Here is a 17,580-nt window from a genome sequence, read left to right as displayed (position 1 = left end):
GCCCGCTCCACAACGAAGGAACCGCCTCATGGTGACCGGCTTCCACACGTCGGTGCGCTTCAAAGACCCCGCCCAGTGCACGGCGGACGTCCGCGCCGCGCTCGCGTCCCACCGCGTCGTCCACCTTACGGACGTCCCCGCCGACATCGAGCACGGCGCCTTTTACCACGCGCTGGCCACGCAGCTGGGGACCTTCCACTTCAAGGACGAGGACGCAGCGACGGCGTCCTTGGAGCGCGACGGCTGGCTGGACATCCGCTACGACCCGGCCTCCGTCGACCGGTCCCCATACCGCTACGGCGACACCCGGATGCCGCTGCACATCGACGGCGCCTACACCGACGTGGACTTCGATGTCTTCTTCTTCTACTGCGCCGAAGCCGCCCGGTTCGGCGGCGCCACGGTCGTCGCGGACGGCATGGAGATCTGCGCCTACCTCTCCGCTTGCGCCCCGGATCTGCTGCGCCAACTGCTCGACACCCCAGTGGTCTTCGAGAAGGGCCACAAGCGGCGGACCAGCCCGATCATCCGCTACGAGGGCGGGCTCCCGGTGTTCAACTGGAGCAGCACCCGCGTCTCCCGCGAGAACCCGGCGCACGTACGGGAGATGGCCCAGCGCTTCGCCGACTTCTGCGAACAGCGGATCGTGGACGGTGGGCTCGCCAGGCCGGTCCTGCTGGCGCGCGGCGAGGCGGTGTTCGTCCACAACCGGTACGTCCTGCACGGCCGCACCTCCTTCTTCGGCAACCGGTGCCTGATGAAGGGCGTCCTGCGGTTCGCGCCCGAGGAGGCCGAACCGAGTCAGGTCCCGGCGGGAACGCTCGCATGACCACGGACGAGAAGCTGCACGGGCGCGATGACCTCGGCGGGCTGTCGTCGGCGCAGTGGGAGGTCTGGCTCGGGCACGAACTCGACGCCACGGGCGCGCTGTGGAACATCGCCCAGTACTGCGAGCTTCCCGCAGCCATCGACACCGGCAGGTTCGCCGATGCCGTGGCCCAGGTCGTCGCCGAGACGGACGCACTGCACACAGGCGTCGTTACGCGCGAGGGCCGGCCCTACCCGGTCACCCGCCCTCCGCGCGGCTGGAAGATCGAGACGCTCGACCTCTCCACCACTGCGGACCCCCACGGCGCGGCTCTCGCCTGGATGGAGGCCGATGTCGCCGAGCCCGTCGACCTGGCCGCCCCGCCTCTGTTCCGGTACGTGCTGATCAAGGTGTCCGGCGACCGGTACCTCTGGTATCTGCGTCACCACCACGTCCACTTCGACGCCTTCTCGATGTGGCTGGTCGCACGGCGCGTGAGCGAGCTGTACCGTGCGGCGGGCGTGCCGGGCGGCGGACTGGAACCGACCGCTGCCCTGCTGCGCCACGAGAACGCCTACCGCTCCTCGCCGCGCCACGCTGCGGACCGCGCGTACTGGCTGGACCGCCTTGCCGGGGCGCCCGAGCCGGTCGGTCCTGCGCGGCGGTCGGTCGGCGCCGTCCCGGGCCCCCGTGCTGCCCGGACCACACTCACCCGCGACGTCATGGTCCGGCTGCGCGACGCGACGGCCGGCCGCACCTCCGTCGAGTTGCTGACGGCGTGCCTGGGCGGCCATCTGGCCCGGACGACGGGGACCGAGGACGTGCTCCTCGACTTCGTGGTCAGCGGACGGACCGACCCGGTCACCCGCCGCACCCCGGGAATGGCCGCCAACCGCCTCCCCCTGCGCCTCGTGGTGCACGCGGGCGCACCGTTCAGAGCGCTCGTCGCCACCGCGGGCGACGAGATCCGCTCCCTGATGCGCCGTAGCACCCACCCCGGTCAGGAGTTGCGCCGCGCCGCGCACACGGACTCGGGGCACATGCCGCGCACGACTCCTGTCGTCAACTTCCTGCTGTTCGACTACGACGCCGTGCGCTTCGAGGACCGCGCGGTCCGGTGCCACTACGTGCGGACGGGACCCATCGCGGATCTCCATGTCAACATCACCAGGTCGCGTGGGGAGTTCGTCGCCGAGTTCACGGGCAACCCCCAGCTCTACTCGGACCAGGACCTCAAGAGCCACGCGGAGGCGTTCCGTGAGCTGGTCGAGTCCGTCGCGGACGCGCCGGAGCGGGCCGTCGTCCAGCGCTCCGCACCGGTTCCGGAGCCGTCTCAGGACATCGACCGCGCGCCCCCGGCGGCCACCTGGCCAGCCCTGTTCGAAGCGCAGGCCGCCCGCACGCCGCTGGCCACCGCCCTCTCCTGCGCGTCCCGATCCCTGTCGTACGCCGAACTCGACGCGCGCGCCGACGCCCTGGCACACCACCTGACGGGCCTCGGGGTAGGAAGCGGCGACCTGGTGGCGATCGCCTGCGGGCCGTCCGAGGACATGGTCACCGCGGTCCTGGCCGTGCTGAAGTCCGGCGCCGCCTACGTCCCGCTCGACGCGGCGCACCCGGCCGCACGGACGCGGTTCGTCACCAACGACTGCGCGCCGGCCGGCCTTCTGGCGGACGCGGAACCCACCGGGGGACTGGCGGCGTACGACTGGGACTGGGTGATGCCCGCACCGATGTGGCCGCGGACACCGCCGGGCGAGGCGCCGGAGGCCCGACGCCCCGGATCGCTCACACCCGACAGTCCTGCCTACGTCATCTACACGTCGGGATCGACCGGCGTCCCCAAGGGCGTGTCCGTGTCCCACCAGGGCATCGCGAGCCTCGTCGCCGCACAGCGCGAACGGCTGGCGCTCACCGCGCACTCACGGATCCTGCAGTTCGCCTCCCTCACCTTCGACGCCTCCGTCTTCGAGTTCTGCATGGCTCTGCTGACCGGCGCCACCCTGGTTCTCGCCGACCGGGAACGGACCCGTCCCGGAGACGACCTGGTGCGGCTGGTCGACGCCGAGCGCATCACCCACCTCACGCTGCCGCCGTCCGCGCTCGCCGTTCTGCCGCCGGACGCGATGCCCACCCTGGAAAGCGTGGTCGTCGCGGGCGAGCCCTGCCCGGGTGCCCTGGCCGGGCGCTGGTCACACGGGCGCCGCCTCATCAACGCGTACGGTCCGACCGAGGCGACGGTCTGCGTCACGATGAGCCGTCCGCTCTGCGGCCCGGACAAGCCGCCCATCGGCAGCCCCATCACCGGCGCTCGTACCTACGTACTCGACGACCGAAGGAAGCCTGTCGCCCCCGGCACCACCGGCGAGCTGTACGTGGGCGGGCTCGGCCTTGCCCTCGGCTACGTCAAGCGGCCGGACCTCACCCGCGAGCGGTTCCTCTCCGACCCGTTCGCGCCGGGCACCCGGATGTACCGCACCGGAGACCTCGTCCGCACCCGCCCGGACGGCGAGTTGGAGTACGTGGGCCGCGTCGACCGCCAGGTGAAACTGCGCGGCCACCGGATCGAACCCGGCGAGATCGAGGAGACCCTGTGCCGCCACCCGGCGGTCGCACGCTCCGCGGTGTTCGTCCGTGAGGACGACGGCACCCCGCGCCTCGCCGCCTACGCCCAGCCCGTCGCGGGGACGGCCCCCTCGGCCGCCGACCTGCGGGCGCACCTCAAAGAGGCACTGCCCGCCTACCTGGTGCCCGACCTGATCGACGTCGTCGGCCGCATGCCGCTGACCGCCAACGGCAAGACCGACCTCGGCGCGCTGGGCGCCCTGCCACCGCCGCCCAGCGGCACGGCCGTACCACGTACCCCGCAGGAACACGTCCTCTGCTCGGTCTTCGCCGAAGTCCTCGGCCGCGACCGCGTCGGGGTGGATGACGACTTCTTCACGCTCGGCGGTACGTCGCTGCGCGCGGTCGAGCTGATCCGGCGCATCCGTACGACACTGGGCGCGGACCTCTCGATGCGCACCCTGTTCGACGCCCCCACGGTCGCCGCACTGGCCCCGCAACTGGGCATCCCCACCACCCCCGAGATGTCCCTGGACGTCCTGCTGCCCGTGCGGCCGCACGGCGCGCGCGCCCCTCTCTTCTGCGTCCACCCGGCCCTCGGACTGAGCTGGGGTTACGCGGGTCTCGTCCGCCACCTCGCGGACCGCCCGCTGTACGGGCTCCAGGCGCGCGCACTCACCGTCCCCGGAGCGATGCCAGAGTCGGTCGAGGCGATGGCCGCCGACTATCTGCGGGAGATCCGGCGGATCCAGCCCGCCGGCCCCTACCACCTGCTGGGCTGGTCTTTCGGCGGACGCGTCGCCTTCGAGATGGCCCGACAGGTGAGGAGGGCGGGCGAGAGCGTCGGGCTGCTGGCGCTCCTCGACTCCAACCCGCCCCCCGCACGCCCGAGTACGGCCTCCACCGACGGCTTCGTCCGCGAGGACGCGATCACGTCGTACTTCCTCACGATGCTGGGCGAACTCGACCCGGCCGAAGCGGTACACGCCATGGGGCGCACGCCGGACTTGGACGTGCTGCATGCCCGGCTCGTAGCGCTCGGCAGCCCGTACGCCCTGCTGGAACGGCGCCACTTCCACCGCATGTTCGACCTCCACCGCGACCAGTACGTGCTGTCCCGGAAATACGTCCCGGCCACGCCGTTCGACGGTGATGTGGCCTACTTCTCCGCATCCGAGGACGCCCCGAGCGAGCGCACTCACGAGAACTGGCAGCGATTCGTGGACGGCAAGGTGACCGGATACCCCATCGCCTGCGGGCACCTCACCATGACCAGCCCGGTACCACTGGCCGCGATCGGAGGCATCCTCCACGGCCTGCTCCAGGGCCGTTGACCCCGCCGCCTGGTGCCGACGGCATCCGCGCGGCGCTGGGCCCGCTGCGCTGCCGGCCGTACCGGTACTTCTGGAGCGGGCAGATCCTGTCCCAGCTGGGATCCGCGGTGTCCACCGTCTCGCTGCCCTTCGCCGTGCTCCAGATCGGCGGCGGCTCAGGAGACCTAGGACTCGTCCTGGCGGCCCGAATGCTCCCGCAACCTTTGCTGGCACTGCTCGGCGGGACCCTCACCGACCGCACGTCCGCACGGCGCGTGATGGTCCTCGCCCACCTGGTGTCCGGCCTGACCCAGGCCGCGGCGGCGGTCCTTCTGCTGACCGGCGCGGCACGCGTGTGGCAGCTGGCCGGGCTCGCCCTGCTCACCGGGGCGTCCACCGCGTTCTTCGCCTCGGGCGAGCAGGCGGCGATCCCGCGCCTCGTCGACGCCGCCCTGCGCCAGAAGGCCACGGCACTGCAGCGCCTCGCACAGAACGGCTGCAAGACCATGGGCCCGGCGCTCGGCGGGCTCCTCACCGCCGCCGCGGGGCCAGGCTGGGTCACCGCGTGGGACGCCCTGACCTTCCTCGGCGCCGCGCTCCTGCTCTCCCGCATCGATCTGCCGCTGCCCGCCGTCCTGCGCCGAAGCGGCGTGCTGGCCGAGATGGGAGAGGGCTGGCGGGAGTTCCGCGGCCGGCGCTGGTTGTGGACGCTCACCCTCCAGAACGCCGTGACCTTGACGCTGTGGCTGGCCGGCTTCCAAGTGCTGGGGCCCCTCTACGCGACACAGACGCTCGGCGGCGCCCGCCCCTGGGGCCTTGCCGTCACCGCGCTCGCGGCGGGCCTCGCGGCCGGAGCGGCCACTGCCCTCTTCTGGCGGCCCGCCTCCGTGGGGGTACTGACCTGCCTTGGCACAGCCGCGATGGCGCTCCCGTTCCTCGCAATGGCCGGCGGCAGCGGTCTGCCCGTCCTGCTGGCATCCATGGTGGTCGCCGGCGCGGGCATGGACCTCGCAATGGTCAACTGGACATGCCTCGTGCAGGAACGCATCCCCGTTGAGCGCCTCGGCCGCGTGATGTCGCTGTGCGGCACGGGCCCCCTGCTGCTCGTCCCCGTCGGCTACGCGCTGATCGGCCCCGCGGCCCACCTCTTCAGCCTGCGCGGCACTCTCGCTCTCAGCGCCACGGCGATCATCCTGTGCAGCACGGCACCCCTGGCCTTGAGCGACATTCTCCGCCTGTCCCGGCCCAGTCCCGAAGCTCCGGAACAAGCGTGACGGTACGGAACTGTCCAGCTGTGCACCGGCCGCTGCCGCCCACCTGTCGACGTAGCGCACACGACGATCCACCATGACGCCCGACGGATGTCCCTCACGGCGGCTGACCCGCAGACGTGTTCTCACTGGTCATCGATGCATCCTCCACGATCGGGAGTTACACCGAACGTCTTGCAGTCCCGACGGAATCTCCCCGCAGTCGATGATGGGGGACAGGTAGGCGATGCACTCCTTTGTAGCCTGGCTGCTTTACGCCAAGAGGAGTTGAACGTGGAGAACATCCTGTCCGTGGCCATCGGGGCCGCTATCGGCCTCATAGGAGCGGTGTTCGGTTCGTGGTTCACCGCACGCCGTCAGGACCGCATGTGGCTCCGCGTGCAGAAGCTCAAAGCCGGGGTCGGCTTCAACACAGCCGTAGTTCAGCTGCTGGACTACCTGAAGGAAACACAGCTGAGTGACGACGGCCCCGGAGCCAATGAGTTGGCGAACCAGATGCAGGAAGCACGCTCGGCCCTCTACCTGCTCTGCGCCGGCGACACCGTCGATCTCGCCGATGCTCTCGCGCGCCAGGTCTGGAGCACCCGGCCCAGCGACGGAAGCGACGGCCGCCGGGCCGAGTTTCGAGAGACGTTGGGCCTCCTGCGTCGCTTCACCCACCAGCTCCGACAGGAAATCGCCCGATCGTAGTCCCCGCCTTCTCCTGTCCGTCCGCGCGGGCCGACGCGTTCCTGAGGCTGACCTTGCCCGGTCAGCAAGGTGATGTCGCACCTGGCCCTGACGCTGGGCTGGGACGCCGAGGGGTACCAGAAGGCAGTGGTCACTCCGTCATTGAGAAGTCCGTAAACCTCTGACTTGGGAGCTCGGGCCTCGACGTCGGGGCGGTAAGTTTGCATCTCTCAGGGGTGTCGGTGCGCCACCGAGTTGGCGGACGAAGCGTGATGGTCGACCAGCGACTGCTGGCCCGCCTCCTGAGTGGGTCGTCCGGGACTCAGCTTCCTGACCAATGCCTGACGCACGTCACGGCAGCCACTCGCCGTGCTCCCGCCGCGCCCAGTCGCGGCGTACGAATCCGGTGCGCATCCCCCTGCGGGCCTCGGGGTCGGCCACGGCCATCCCGATGTGCCCCGCGACGACGATGCCGAGCGCGAGGGCCAGCCAGTCGTGGACGAAGGTGCTGCCACTTCGCCAGGACAGCGGGGTGAGGTGGGTGAACCACATGAGCAGGCCCGTGCCGAGCATCACCAGGACCGCGCCGGCCAGCCAGGCCGCCCACACCTTCTGCCCCGCGTTGAACTTGCCCGCCCTGCGGTGGTGTTCGCGTCGCAGGGCCGCGCGCAGCCACGCGGCGTCGTGGGGGCCGAACCGGTTGAGGCGGCGCAGGTCCGCCCGGAAGGCGCGGGAAGCGAGGCCCAGCAGAAACGGGACGGGCAGCAGCAGCCCCGACCACTCATGGACGGTGACGACGAGCTCCCGGCGCCCGACGAGTTCCGCGAGCTGGGGCAAATACAGGCAGGCGGCGCTGAGCACGCACACGCCCATGAGCGCGGCGCTCGCGCGGTGCACCCAGCGTTCGGACCGGGTGAAGCGCCGCACGCGGTCCGCGACGCCGACGTCCGTGTCCGGGTCCGTGTCAGGCAGTGGGCGCATCGTCCCGCCCGTTCGAACGGCCGACCCAGGCGTCGACGTCATAACCGCGTTCCTCCCAGTAGCCGGGCTCGACATGGTCGGTGACGGTGATGCCGGAGAGCCACTTGGCCGACTTGTAGAAGTACATCGGGGCCACGTACAGCCGCACCGGCCCGCCGTGGCTGTGGCCGAGGTTCTTGTCCTGCATGCGCAGCGCCACCAGCACGTCGTCGCGGCGCGCCTGGTCGAGGGTGAGGCTTTCCGTGTACGCGCCGTCGAAGCAGGACAGCCGCACGGCCCGCGCGGTCGGACGCACCCCTACGGCGTCCAGGAGCCGCGAGAGCCGTACGCCCTCGAAGGGGGTGCCCGGCACCCGCCAGCCCGTGACGCACTGGATGTCGCGGACGAGGCGGGTCTGGGGCAGCGCCCGCAGTTCGGGCAGCGTGTACGAGGCGGGCTCATCGACCAGGCCGTCGACGGTGAGCCGGTAGCTCCGCTCGTCCTTGTGCGGGACGGAGGCGGTGACCGAGTAGTACCGGAAGCCGCCGCCGGCCGGGAGCAGGCCGGTGACGCCGGTGGGGTCCTTCGAGGTGACGCTCTCGACGGCGCGCTGGAGCACGGGCGCCGCCGCGACGCCGAGCGCTCCCGCGCCGAGCATGCCGAGGATCAGGCGGCGCCCTACGGGGGCGCCGCGCGCGGTGTCTGTGCCGGGGCCGTCGTGCGGGTTCACGCTGTGATTCCAGCACGTCCGCCGCGGCCGGACCACGGCCCGGGCGGCTCCGTAAGGGTTCCGTCATCTTTGGTGCGCCCCCCGCTGCGCACCGAGCTCCACCACCCGCCGCGCCACCTTCCCGTGCCCACCACCGGCCGGTAACCGCGCCCCCGAGCCCGGCTGCGCCCGCCCGTGTCCCGCGCCACTCTGGCAGATGAGGTGCGACCAGTCTCAGTTCTCAAGGGCGTTGAGCACGGCGGCTTCCTGCTCGGCGTACAGCCGGCGGGACGGGGGCACCTTACTGACTTCGGCTCATTAGGGTGATGTTCCTGGATGTACCTGATGAGGCCAGGCGGCGGGCTGTATTTCGTGTTGTGTGAGATACGCGGATGGGGGCGGGCTGACCGCTGTGGGGCGCCAGCGTCGAGAGGCCGTGCGGCGGCGGGCGGCCGAGCTGTTCGAGCGGGAGATCAGGCCGCTGGAGGTCGCTCAGCGCCTGAGGGTGAGCCGGAAGTCGGCTTACCGGTGGCACCAGTTGTGGCGGGACGGCGGGATCGAAGCGCTGGTCTCGCGCGGACCGAGCGGATCGCGGTGTCGTCTGTCACCGCGCTGTCTGGACAAGCTCGCCGGGTATCTCGCAGAGGGGCCGGCGGCTCATGGCTGGGTGGAGAACCAGGTGTGGACTGCCGCGCGGGTGGCTGCGTTGATCGGCCGGAAGTTTCACGTCTCCTACAGCGTCTCGGGCGCCACCCGGCTGATGCACCGGCTCGGGTTCTCCCCGCAGGTGCCCGTGCGGCGGGTGGCCGAGCGCGACGAGGAGGCCGTGCGGGTGTGGAAGGAGGCGACCTGGGCGGAGGTAAAAGGACCAGGGCGGCCTGCGGGGGCTACCTCTGCTTCGAGGACGAGGCAGGCTTCACCCGCAGGCCGCCGCGGGGCCGGACCTGGGGCCGACGCGGTCGCACGCCGGTCGTGACGGTCAGCGGACGGCGCTCGGGACGGCTGTCGGTGGCCGGGCTGATCGCACTGCGGCCCGGCGCACGGACCCGGTTGTCCCACCGGCTGATCGCGCACCCGGCGGGCCAGGGCAAACGCCGCAGCATGAGCGAGGGTGACTTCATTGCCCTGCTCGACGGCGCCCACCAGCTCCTCAAGGCACCCATCGTGCTGGTCTGGGACCGGCTCAACACTCATGTCTCCCGCAGGATGCGGGAGTTGATCGACGCACGCCAGTGGCTGACGGTCTTCCTACTGCCCGCCTACTCGCCTGACCTGAACCCGGTCGAGGGCGTGTGGGCGCACGTCAAACGCAGCCTGGCCAACCTCGCCGTTGTCGCCCTGGACCGCTTGGAGGTCCTCGTTCGCAACCGGCTCAAACGCCTTCAGTACCGCCCCGAGACCCTCGACGGCTTCATAGCCGGCACCGGTCTCACTCTCGGAAACCCCACCTCACCCTGACGAGCCGAAGTCAGTAATGACGGGGAGCGGCGCATAGGCGCGGGGATGGTCCCGCCGGCGCAGTCCCGTACAACCGACGCCTCTCCCCGTCGGCCACGACGGTGGTGGCGGCCGCTGTGGCCGCGCGCGACCTGCCGATGGTCAGACGGTGGTGGCTGTCGTCAACGTGCGTGAAGGCGACGGGGTCTTCGGTGAGTTCGCGGCGCAGCAACCGGGCGAAGACGGCGCCAGGACGCCTGTGGCAGTTGCGAAGGCGTCAGGGCGTCAGGGCGTCAGGGAAGGTTCAGTGCTTCGGTGGCCGCCTGCAAGAAGCGCTGGCGGTGGACTGCTGCGGCGATGGCCCCGTCCCAGGATCCCTTTCAGTAGAACTCCTCTGCCATCTGAGGAGCCGCTGCTGGGTCTGGGCGTCGTTGATCTCGCGGTACTCGGCGAGCACAGCGTCCCACTGCGCTTGTGCCTCTCTCGTGATCCGCATCGCGGTGAGCTCGGCCAAGGCCTGTTCAGCAGCTGCGGTGAGGGAGGCCACCGCTCGGCCAGGGGAGCGCACTTTGCGTCCTCATGCCTCGTCGAAGGTTTCGAGCAGGCACTCGTACGCCGGCTTCGGCCGCAGGGCCGCGTCCCACGGCAGGGAATCGGCCGTGCGCGGAGGATAGATCCTGGTGTCGGCGGTGGAACCGTACCGGTCGGTGAATCCCCAGGTGGAGAACGACGTACAGGTCGGCTCCTCCAGGCAGACCCGCAGCTTGCCCGCCATCTCCTCAGCCTGCATCTGCCGCCCGTCCTCCTCGTCCGAACCGATGGGGACGTCCATCTCCGACACCCGCGCATCAACCCCGAGCTCCGCCAGATCCCGCACATGGCTGCGGAAGGTCTCCGGGTCGATGCGGTCGCCGGGCGTGTACTCATGGTTCTGGAAACCCACGCCGTCGATCGGTACGCCGCGTCCCTTGAGCCGCTCGACCAGATCGTAAAGGGCGTCCCACCGCTTGCCTTCCTCCTCGAGCCCGTACTCGTTGAGGAACAGCCGTGCCTTCGGATCGGCCCGGTGGGCGGCCCTGAACGCCTGGTCGATGTACTCCTCGCCCATGGCCTTGAACCACGGGCTCTGCTCGGAGCGCAGACCGAGATCCCCGTTGGTGTAGCTCTGCTCGTCGTCGGACATGGGCTCGTTGACCACATCCCATTCCGTGACCTTTCCCCTGAAGTGCCCGGCGACCATGGCGATATGTTGGAGCATGGTCCGGCGCACCTCCCCGGGGTCGTTGTCCTCCCGCATCCAGGTGGGCAGAGCCTCGTGCCAGACGAGGGTGTGCGCGTGCACCTTCATGTCGTTCGCGCGGGCGAAGCGTACGAGCAGGTCCGCGTCGCGGAAGTCGTAGACGTCCCGGCGGGGATGGAGAAACTGCGGCTTGAACGCGTTCTCCGGAGTGAGCATGGAGAACTGGTCCCCTGCGAGCGCCCGGTAGCGTGCGTCGGTGAGCAGCGGGTTCTCGGCCAGGGCGGCGCCGACGTCGAACGGCCGCCCCACGTCTGCGGCCCGCGCACGCAGCGAGTCCTCGGACTGCGCCTGGCGTAGCTGCGGCGCTTTGATCACGCGGAGCGAGTCGCCGCTCTCTGCCCGCGCGGTCAGCCGGGTCAGACGCCATCCCTCGCGGCGCTCGTCGTCGCCCGCGTCCGCCTCCAGACCGAACCAGACGGTGCCCTCGGCGAACACCCCCGGGTCCTGCACGGTGCCCAGCCGCCGCCCGTCGGCTTTCACGCGGAAGGTGTCACCGATGCTCGATATGGCGAGCGTTACCGTCCCAGAGCAGTCGCAATCGAAGTCTTTAGTTGTGGCCGGCTCGTCGTCCTCGCCGTCCCAGATCTGTACCTTCACTTGTCCGTCGGCCCTCACGCCGACGCGCAGTGAGGGCGGCTCCTGGCGCCACTCGTCGTAGATGACCGGCACCCGTCCGTACAGCCGCAGCCATGAGTCGCCGTCATCGTCGCCCACACCGGACATGCGCGCGGTGACGGTGAAGTCACCATCGGACCGAAGATGCGGGCCGGCCAAGTTCAGTGGGGGGTTGGGCTGGCCGCCGGAGGAGTCCTGCTCCACGATGCGCCGATCCAGTGCGCTGACTCGCAGGATGTCGTTTTGCGCGGTGGTGCCCGGCATCTGCGTCCAGTCGTGGTTCCGCAGGAGGTCTTCGTCGGATTTGCCGTCCGTGCCTACGCCCTGCCCCGTGCACCCGGTGGCCACCGCCATGACGAGCACCGCGGCGGTCAGTCGCTGCCACGTCCCCCCACCAAGGCGCACGGCCCCTCCCACTCTCCTGTTCGAGACAAGATCAACGTCGTGAAACCGGGCCACAGTTCATCACACATGGGGTGCGGTGGCCTTATGGGGTACGTCCCAGCTCGTGTGGGGGAGTGGGCCCGGATCGTTGCGGCCGGCGCGGAAGGCGCGTCAAACACGCGGGTGCCAGCGGGCTCCAGGGTATCCACGGATCATCATGCCGACGGGACCCACCTCGTGGGGCAGATCCCGTCACCCTATGGGCCGGTCACACGTTACCGAGCGCCGTGGGATGAACGTGCTCTACCCGAATGGGTTGCCGCCCTGAGCTTGAACCCCGGCAGTGGCTGCTTTCAGATAGGCGGCGTAGGTCTCGCGTTGGTTCCAGGTGAACAGGACCGTCCTGGAGTTGTTCGCGATGGCCTTCTCCGCCTCGGCGGTCGCTATGCGAAGCTGCCCGCGATCTTGTTCGGTGGCGAGCTGCACATACCCGTTCACGAGACGGGTCGGCTCCTTGCTCAGGACCTTGATGACGTCCCTGAGCGGGATCACGGAGTCTTTGGCCCCGGTGACCTTCCCCATGAGCTTGCGCTTGATCTCAGCACGGTCAGCGTGAAGGGTAACGGTCGCGACGTACCCCTTGAAGACCTGCGCTGGGGGCTGGGACGACGGTGTCCCCTTTGAGAAGTCGTATGCCATCGCTTCAGTGTGCCGCTTGGACACTTGGGTTGAGCGCGGTACGCCCGAAGCCGTACAGCTCCGTTCAGTCGCTCCTCGAACTCGTCCGAGTAGGCCAGGAGGCGCTGATGTCCGTGTGGGTGGGGAACTATCTGGCTGCCGGCGGGGAGAAATGTTGGTTCTGATCAACATCTCGTGATCACGCAGAGTGACCGTGCGTCAGATGGATCGTGGGGCGCGTGTTACGTGATCAGAAACTTGACCTGCTGCTGCCGCACCTGGCGTCCGTGACCGTGGCTGACCTCCGGCTGGTCGGCGCGATCCCGACTATTACTGCCACGACGGTCGCGGAGTCCGCGCCGTACCCGACATGTGGCGTCAACTCGCGTCGTGTGCGCGACCGCTACCGGCGAAGGCTCGCCGATGTCGCTGCCGGAGGGCGTCCGGCAAGGATCTACCTGACGGTCCGCCGGCTCCGGTGTGAGGTGTGGTCGTGTCCGCGCTGCACCTTCGCCGAGCAAGTCAAGGGACTGACGTTCCGGTACGGGCGCGCCGCAGCCAGCACCAGGAGACAATGCTGGAGGTGATTGGCAGGTTCCTGGCCGGGCGGGCCGGGGCCGCCTTGCGGCCATGCTGCACTGCCGAGTCAGCCCGAACACGCTGCTCAGCCGTTCTGAACCCTGTCGGCCGAGCCACCGGATCGAAGCCCGAGGGTGCTGGGTGCCGACGACTTCGCCCTCAAACGCGGTCACATCTATGGGACCGTGCTGATCGACATCGAGAACAGCCGCCAGTGGATGTGCTGCCCGACCGCACCGCTGAGACCCTCACTGCCTGGCTCTGGCAGCACACCGGAGCGGAGGTCGTGTGCAGGGGCTGAGCCAGCGTGTACGCGGAGGCGGTCCGCACGGCAGAACCGGAAGCGGTCCAAAGCGCAGACGAATTCCATCTCTGGCCAAACATGAGCAAGACGGTCGAGAAATGCGTCCCCGCCCACCGGCGCTGCTTCACGCCACTGCAGGACGAGGCCCAGGACGCGGTCGTGGAACCCTCCGCCGGACCACCGGCGATCGAGGGCAAGCGGGCGGCGAACACCCGGCATCACTTCGCCGGGGTCCACGAGATGCACGACACGGGTGTCGCCATCGACGTCATCTCGAAGACGCTGCGGATGGACCGCAAGACGGTCCGTAAGTACGCCCACGTGACTGCGGTAGAGGACCTGCTCGCGCCGCCCCGGCAGAGCCGCAGGATGGTGCAGCCCTGGGCCGAGTACCTCACCATGCGCTGGCAGGAGGGCTACACCGACAGCAGACGAGCCTTCCGCAAGATCCTGGAACGCGGCTATCGCAGTAGCAGCCGCAGTGTCCGGCGCTGGCTCGAACCCCTGCGCTCAGCCGGGGCGCCGACCCCGAGGCGGTCCGAACCACCCACCGTCCGGCAGGTCACCGGCTGGCTCACCCGCCACCCGACAACCCCAGCTCCGGTCAGCAGCTTCGCCTCAAGTACCTCCTGGCCCGCTGGATCAAGGCCGCCGAGGGCAGCGACCTGCCGCCTCTGCGGAATATCGCCCGCAACCTCGCCAAGGATTTGGATGCCGTGACCGTCGGCCTCACCCTGTCGTACTCCAGCGGCATCGCCGAAGGACACGTAAACCGGGTCACATTTCTCAAACGCCAGGTTACGGCCGGGCCAACATCGACCTCCTCCGACGCCGCATCCTCCTCACACCCTAAGCAACTAGGGTCACAACATGACCGCTTTCACCCCCGATGAAGAGATGAACGCCGACCTTGCCTTCCGCCTGATGGCGAACGGCTTCGTCACGCTCTTCTGCCGCCGCGGCCAGCTGGAGGAGCACACCTCCTGGCTGGACGACCACGGCTACCACGTCACGGCTCTGGAGGCGGCAGCCTGGTCATCGCAGGAAGACCTCCTCATGGGGATCGGCGCGGCTCTGGACTTCCCCGACTACTACGGACGCAGCCTCGACGCGTTCAACGACTGCTTCGGCGATGTCGCCTCCTACGCTGCCTACGGCATGCCCCCAGAGGCCACCGGACTGGTCCTGGCCCTCACCGACTTCGACACGTTCACCGACGCCCATCCGGAGACCGCCCAGACCTTCCTGGACATCATTGCCGACAACGCCCGCCGGGCCGCATTGTTCGGACGCCGCGTGATGTGCCTGGTCCACAGCTCCGACCCCCAGATCAAGTTCGCCCCCGTCGGAGCCATGCCCGTCATGTGGAACGACGCCGAAAGCCTCGACGCCACACGTCAGGCCGACTGACCTTCCCAAAGACCTGTCCCGTAAATGATCTGTGGCCGGTGCGGACGTGGTCGGTGACCGACCCAACTGCTCGCCTATCCGGCGAGGTTGAGATTGTGTATCCGGGCGATTCCGAGCCAAGTATTCATACGGGCGAAGACGCGCTCGACGCGGGCGCGGACCTGCTTGTGGGACTTGTTGTGCACCTGTTTCCAGTCGGGCAGCTCCTCGTCTTTGTAGCGTCGGTGGGGCATCACGAGCCCGGTGCCCGGATAGCCGCCGTCGGCGCTCGTGATGGTCTTGCCGACTGCGGTCTCCGCGCCGGACTCCTCCCACGCCTTACAGTCGTTGCGATTTCCGCGCAACGGTCGGCCGACCGCGACGACGAGCCGGGTGTCGGCATCGATGACGACCTGGTGATTCGTGAAGTGCCGGTGATTCTTGGACTGCTCGGCGATGGCGTCATCGCGGGTGGGCGCCAGGGTGCCGTCCACGATGAGCACGGTGTCCTTTGCGAACCGCTTGCGTGGCTGGAGGGCGAGCATCGGCGCGAGGTGATCGATTATCCGGCCCGCGGCCGACTTGAACACTCCGAATGACGGGACCATCTGCCGCACGGTCAGATTTGTGCGCCAGTAGTCCGCGACCAGCAGAGCCCGGTCCTCCAGCCGCAAGCTCCACGGCCGGCTCCTGCGGACCGCGTCCGCACCCTCACGCCGCAGAAGTGTCACCTACTTCCGGAACAGACGAGGGCTCAGCCCGGTGAACGGGCCTATCCATGACGGCTCCGACGCCGCGATCACACCAGACACCACAAGATCATTCCATGATGCCCAGCACAGCATTGAGAATGTCCAAATGACTAAAGAACTGGTGAGGTTCATCGAGGCGCGGCTGGACGAGGAGGCCGACTTGGCTCGGCGCTGCGACGGTGACGGATGCGGGCAGTGGTCGGCCCACGGTCACACGGTCGACTTCTGTCAGGTTGACCTGTCTGGCTTCCACCCCACGATTGCTCTGCATGTTGCTCTGCACGATCCGGCCCGCGTCCTGCGCGAGCTCGAGGCCAAGCGGCGCATCCTGGCCCGTCACGCCAGCGACCCCTGGCCGTGCCACGACCTGTATGACCTTGCCTCGCCCTACACCGACCATCCTGACTTCCCCGCAAGGGCCTGAAGCGGCGCAGAAGACGAGTGCACGGCGAAGTACCCGGCTGCTGCCGCGCACGTGTGGCTGATCCAGAACAAGTCGAAGACGAAGGGAACGGGCAAGTCCGTCGCCGACCCTCTGCAGTATCCGCCGGCCAAGGCCCGTAACGAGTCCAGCTATGAACGGGACAACAACCGCGACAGAGTGATGTGCCCTCTGCACGCCGGGAAGCGGATGGACGGCTGGGTCCCGCAGAAGCGGTTCGCCAAGCACGCGTGGACAGCCCTCCACCCGGAGCTGGACGGTCCTGCCGAGACGGTCTCCTGCGACGAGTTCCCCTTCTCCGCCACCTACCAGTCACCCGGCGTCCCCGTGGCGAACGGCGGACAGAACACCGCAGGCAAGAACGGCGGTGCCGAATGCATCCAGACCGTTGCGGCCAAGACCGACGACGGCAGTGAGCACCTGCTCGACGACACCCGCTACGCCGCTCCCAGCTTCGACGAAAAGTGCGGGCGGTCGTCGATGTCCCTGAAGGTCAACTCCGGTTCGATGAAGTCGGAGCTGTTCTACGAAGGGTTCCTCAAGAAATCCCGAATCCTCGGTCAGGACTACTGCACCGTGGACCCGGGCAACGCCTGGTTCAACGGATGCGACACGTCCAAAGCTCAGATCATCTGCACGATGGCGAAGCCCTGATCTGAAGGCTGCGGCCTGACGCACCGGTCACGACGGGTCCCCTCCACCTGCAAGGCATGCGGCGAGGGGGCCCGCTCTTCAGTGCACTGGCCTCCAATGCTCGAACGCCTCCTCCATACCCGGGCTCTCCGGGTCGTCCCACACAAGGCAGCCCCATACGAGACCGGGCACGTCGTCGCCCATCAGGTTACCGGGGCCCTGGGTCACGGTGCGGTGAACGGTGCGCAGGTATGCAGCGACAGACGGGTACACAGGTGCTGTTACCGGCTCGTCCACGAGGGACCATTTGCCGACGCCGTCATCACCGGCGTAGTGGCCGTGTAAAGGCCCGGCCTCGTCCCGCGTCAGCCATGGCACCACCGGAGCCCCTCCCCACCCATCACGCTCGCCATGCGAGGGAAGCCGCAACCCCAGCGCCCGAGCCGGGGAGAACAGCACCCCGCCCGGAAGGAAAGCTCCAGAGGCGACCTCTCCCTCCTCGTCCGCCTCGACAAGCTGATGCTCGACGCCACCGCACAGCCGCCACAGCGCCTCGAGTTCTGAGGGAAGACCGAAACCGAGAGACTGCCTCAACTGAGAGTCGGCTGCGGCAATGTCGGCATCCGCGGCAGGTGGCAGAAGGGAGGCGTACGAGACAGGGGCGTGCTCGGCAAGCCAAGCGACCAGCTCCTGCCAAACCACGGTGACTGCGTCGCCCGCCCTCTTTCGTTCATCAGACATCCGCCCACGCTAGTCGGATGTGCGGGACCTT

The 17,580-nt window shown here is 69.0% G+C and carries 15 protein-coding genes and 2 pseudogenes; 11 read left to right on the top strand and 6 right to left on the bottom strand.

Features of this window, described 5'->3' with window-relative positions:
• Positions 1-28 precede the first annotated feature (28 nt).
• From C1N81_RS05835 to C1N81_RS05820, 4 genes are all read left to right on the top strand, one after another.
• Positions 29-829 (top strand): TauD/TfdA family dioxygenase, encoded by an 801-nt coding sequence (locus C1N81_RS05835; RefSeq protein ID WP_394427491.1) that lies wholly within the window; start codon positions 29-31, stop codon positions 827-829.
• On the top strand, positions 826-4,707 hold the full coding sequence (locus tag C1N81_RS05830; protein WP_394427489.1) for an amino acid adenylation domain-containing protein: 3,882 nt from the start codon (positions 826-828) through the stop codon (positions 4,705-4,707). The genes C1N81_RS05835 and C1N81_RS05830 overlap by 4 nt, the downstream gene beginning before the upstream one ends.
• Positions 4,704-5,960, top strand: coding sequence for an MFS transporter (locus C1N81_RS05825; protein ID WP_394427487.1), 1,257 nt, complete (start codon positions 4,704-4,706; stop codon positions 5,958-5,960). The genes C1N81_RS05830 and C1N81_RS05825 overlap by 4 nt, the downstream gene beginning before the upstream one ends.
• Positions 5,961-6,230: 270 nt before the next feature.
• Positions 6,231-6,647 carry a hypothetical protein gene (locus tag C1N81_RS05820; RefSeq protein WP_394427486.1) on the top strand — a complete coding sequence of 139 codons (417 nt, stop codon included), beginning with the start codon at positions 6,231-6,233 and terminating at the stop codon, positions 6,645-6,647.
• A 330-nt stretch (positions 6,648-6,977) separates the two neighbouring features.
• On the opposite strand, the gene C1N81_RS05815 is transcribed toward C1N81_RS05820, so the two are convergent.
• Positions 6,978-7,607, bottom strand: a complete 630-nt coding sequence (locus tag C1N81_RS05815) for a cytochrome b/b6 domain-containing protein (RefSeq protein WP_394427484.1) — start codon at positions 7,605-7,607, stop codon at positions 6,978-6,980.
• A complete protein-coding gene (locus C1N81_RS05810) occupies positions 7,591-8,244 on the bottom strand; it encodes a molybdopterin-dependent oxidoreductase (RefSeq protein ID WP_394437759.1) in 654 nt (217 codons plus the stop codon). The genes C1N81_RS05815 and C1N81_RS05810 overlap by 17 nt, the downstream gene beginning before the upstream one ends.
• 430 nt (positions 8,245-8,674) lie before the next feature.
• Here C1N81_RS05810 and C1N81_RS05805 point away from each other — a divergent pair.
• Positions 8,675-9,130: pseudogene (locus C1N81_RS05805) on the top strand (winged helix-turn-helix domain-containing protein); the annotation flags it as partial.
• Positions 9,130-9,753, top strand: coding sequence for a transposase (locus tag C1N81_RS05800; RefSeq protein ID WP_394427482.1), 624 nt, complete (start codon positions 9,130-9,132; stop codon positions 9,751-9,753). The pseudogene C1N81_RS05805 and the gene C1N81_RS05800, both read left to right, overlap by 1 nt.
• A gap of 556 nt (positions 9,754-10,309) precedes the next feature.
• Here the strand turns inward: C1N81_RS05800 and C1N81_RS05795 are convergent.
• Positions 10,310-12,052, bottom strand: a complete 1,743-nt coding sequence (locus C1N81_RS05795; RefSeq protein WP_394427480.1) for an endo-1,4-beta-xylanase — start codon at positions 12,050-12,052, stop codon at positions 10,310-10,312.
• 282 nt (positions 12,053-12,334) lie between these two features.
• Positions 12,335-12,730, bottom strand: a complete 396-nt coding sequence (locus C1N81_RS05790) for a hypothetical protein (RefSeq protein WP_394427478.1) — start codon at positions 12,728-12,730, stop codon at positions 12,335-12,337.
• A 209-nt stretch (positions 12,731-12,939) separates the two neighbouring features.
• On the opposite strand from C1N81_RS05790, the gene C1N81_RS05785 reads away from it, so the two are divergent.
• From C1N81_RS05785 to C1N81_RS05775, 3 genes are all read left to right on the top strand, one after another.
• Complete coding sequence (locus C1N81_RS05785; protein ID WP_394427476.1) at positions 12,940-13,296, top strand: transposase family protein; 357 nt, start codon at positions 12,940-12,942, stop codon at positions 13,294-13,296.
• A 374-nt stretch (positions 13,297-13,670) separates the two neighbouring features.
• Complete coding sequence (locus C1N81_RS05780) at positions 13,671-14,312, top strand: hypothetical protein (RefSeq protein ID WP_394427473.1); 642 nt, start codon at positions 13,671-13,673, stop codon at positions 14,310-14,312.
• A gap of 150 nt (positions 14,313-14,462) precedes the next feature.
• A complete protein-coding gene (locus tag C1N81_RS05775) occupies positions 14,463-15,002 on the top strand; it encodes a barstar family protein (protein ID WP_394427471.1) in 540 nt (179 codons plus the stop codon).
• Positions 15,003-15,076: 74 nt separating this feature from the next.
• Here the strand turns inward: C1N81_RS05775 and C1N81_RS05770 are convergent.
• Positions 15,077-15,793, bottom strand: a pseudogene (locus C1N81_RS05770) (transposase).
• Positions 15,794-15,839: 46 nt separating this feature from the next.
• Here C1N81_RS05770 and C1N81_RS05765 point away from each other — a divergent pair.
• The gene (locus C1N81_RS05765; protein ID WP_394427468.1) at positions 15,840-16,157 is read left to right on the top strand and encodes a DUF6221 family protein; all 318 of its coding nucleotides are present in this window, start codon (positions 15,840-15,842) and stop codon (positions 16,155-16,157) included.
• A 51-nt stretch (positions 16,158-16,208) separates the two neighbouring features.
• Entirely contained in the window at positions 16,209-16,829 is a 621-nt protein-coding gene (locus tag C1N81_RS05760; protein ID WP_394427467.1) for a hypothetical protein, read from the top strand.
• A gap of 78 nt (positions 16,830-16,907) precedes the next feature.
• Here the strand turns inward: C1N81_RS05760 and C1N81_RS05755 are convergent, their stop codons facing one another.
• Complete coding sequence (locus C1N81_RS05755) at positions 16,908-17,549, bottom strand: SMI1/KNR4 family protein (protein WP_394427465.1); 642 nt, start codon at positions 17,547-17,549, stop codon at positions 16,908-16,910.
• Positions 17,550-17,580: the final 31 nt, after the last annotated feature.

It is taken from the genome of Streptomyces sp. SGAir0957 (genome assembly GCF_043523415.1).
The sequence above is the reverse complement of the archived record's forward strand: the minus strand, read 5'-3'. Positions and strand labels throughout refer to the sequence as shown.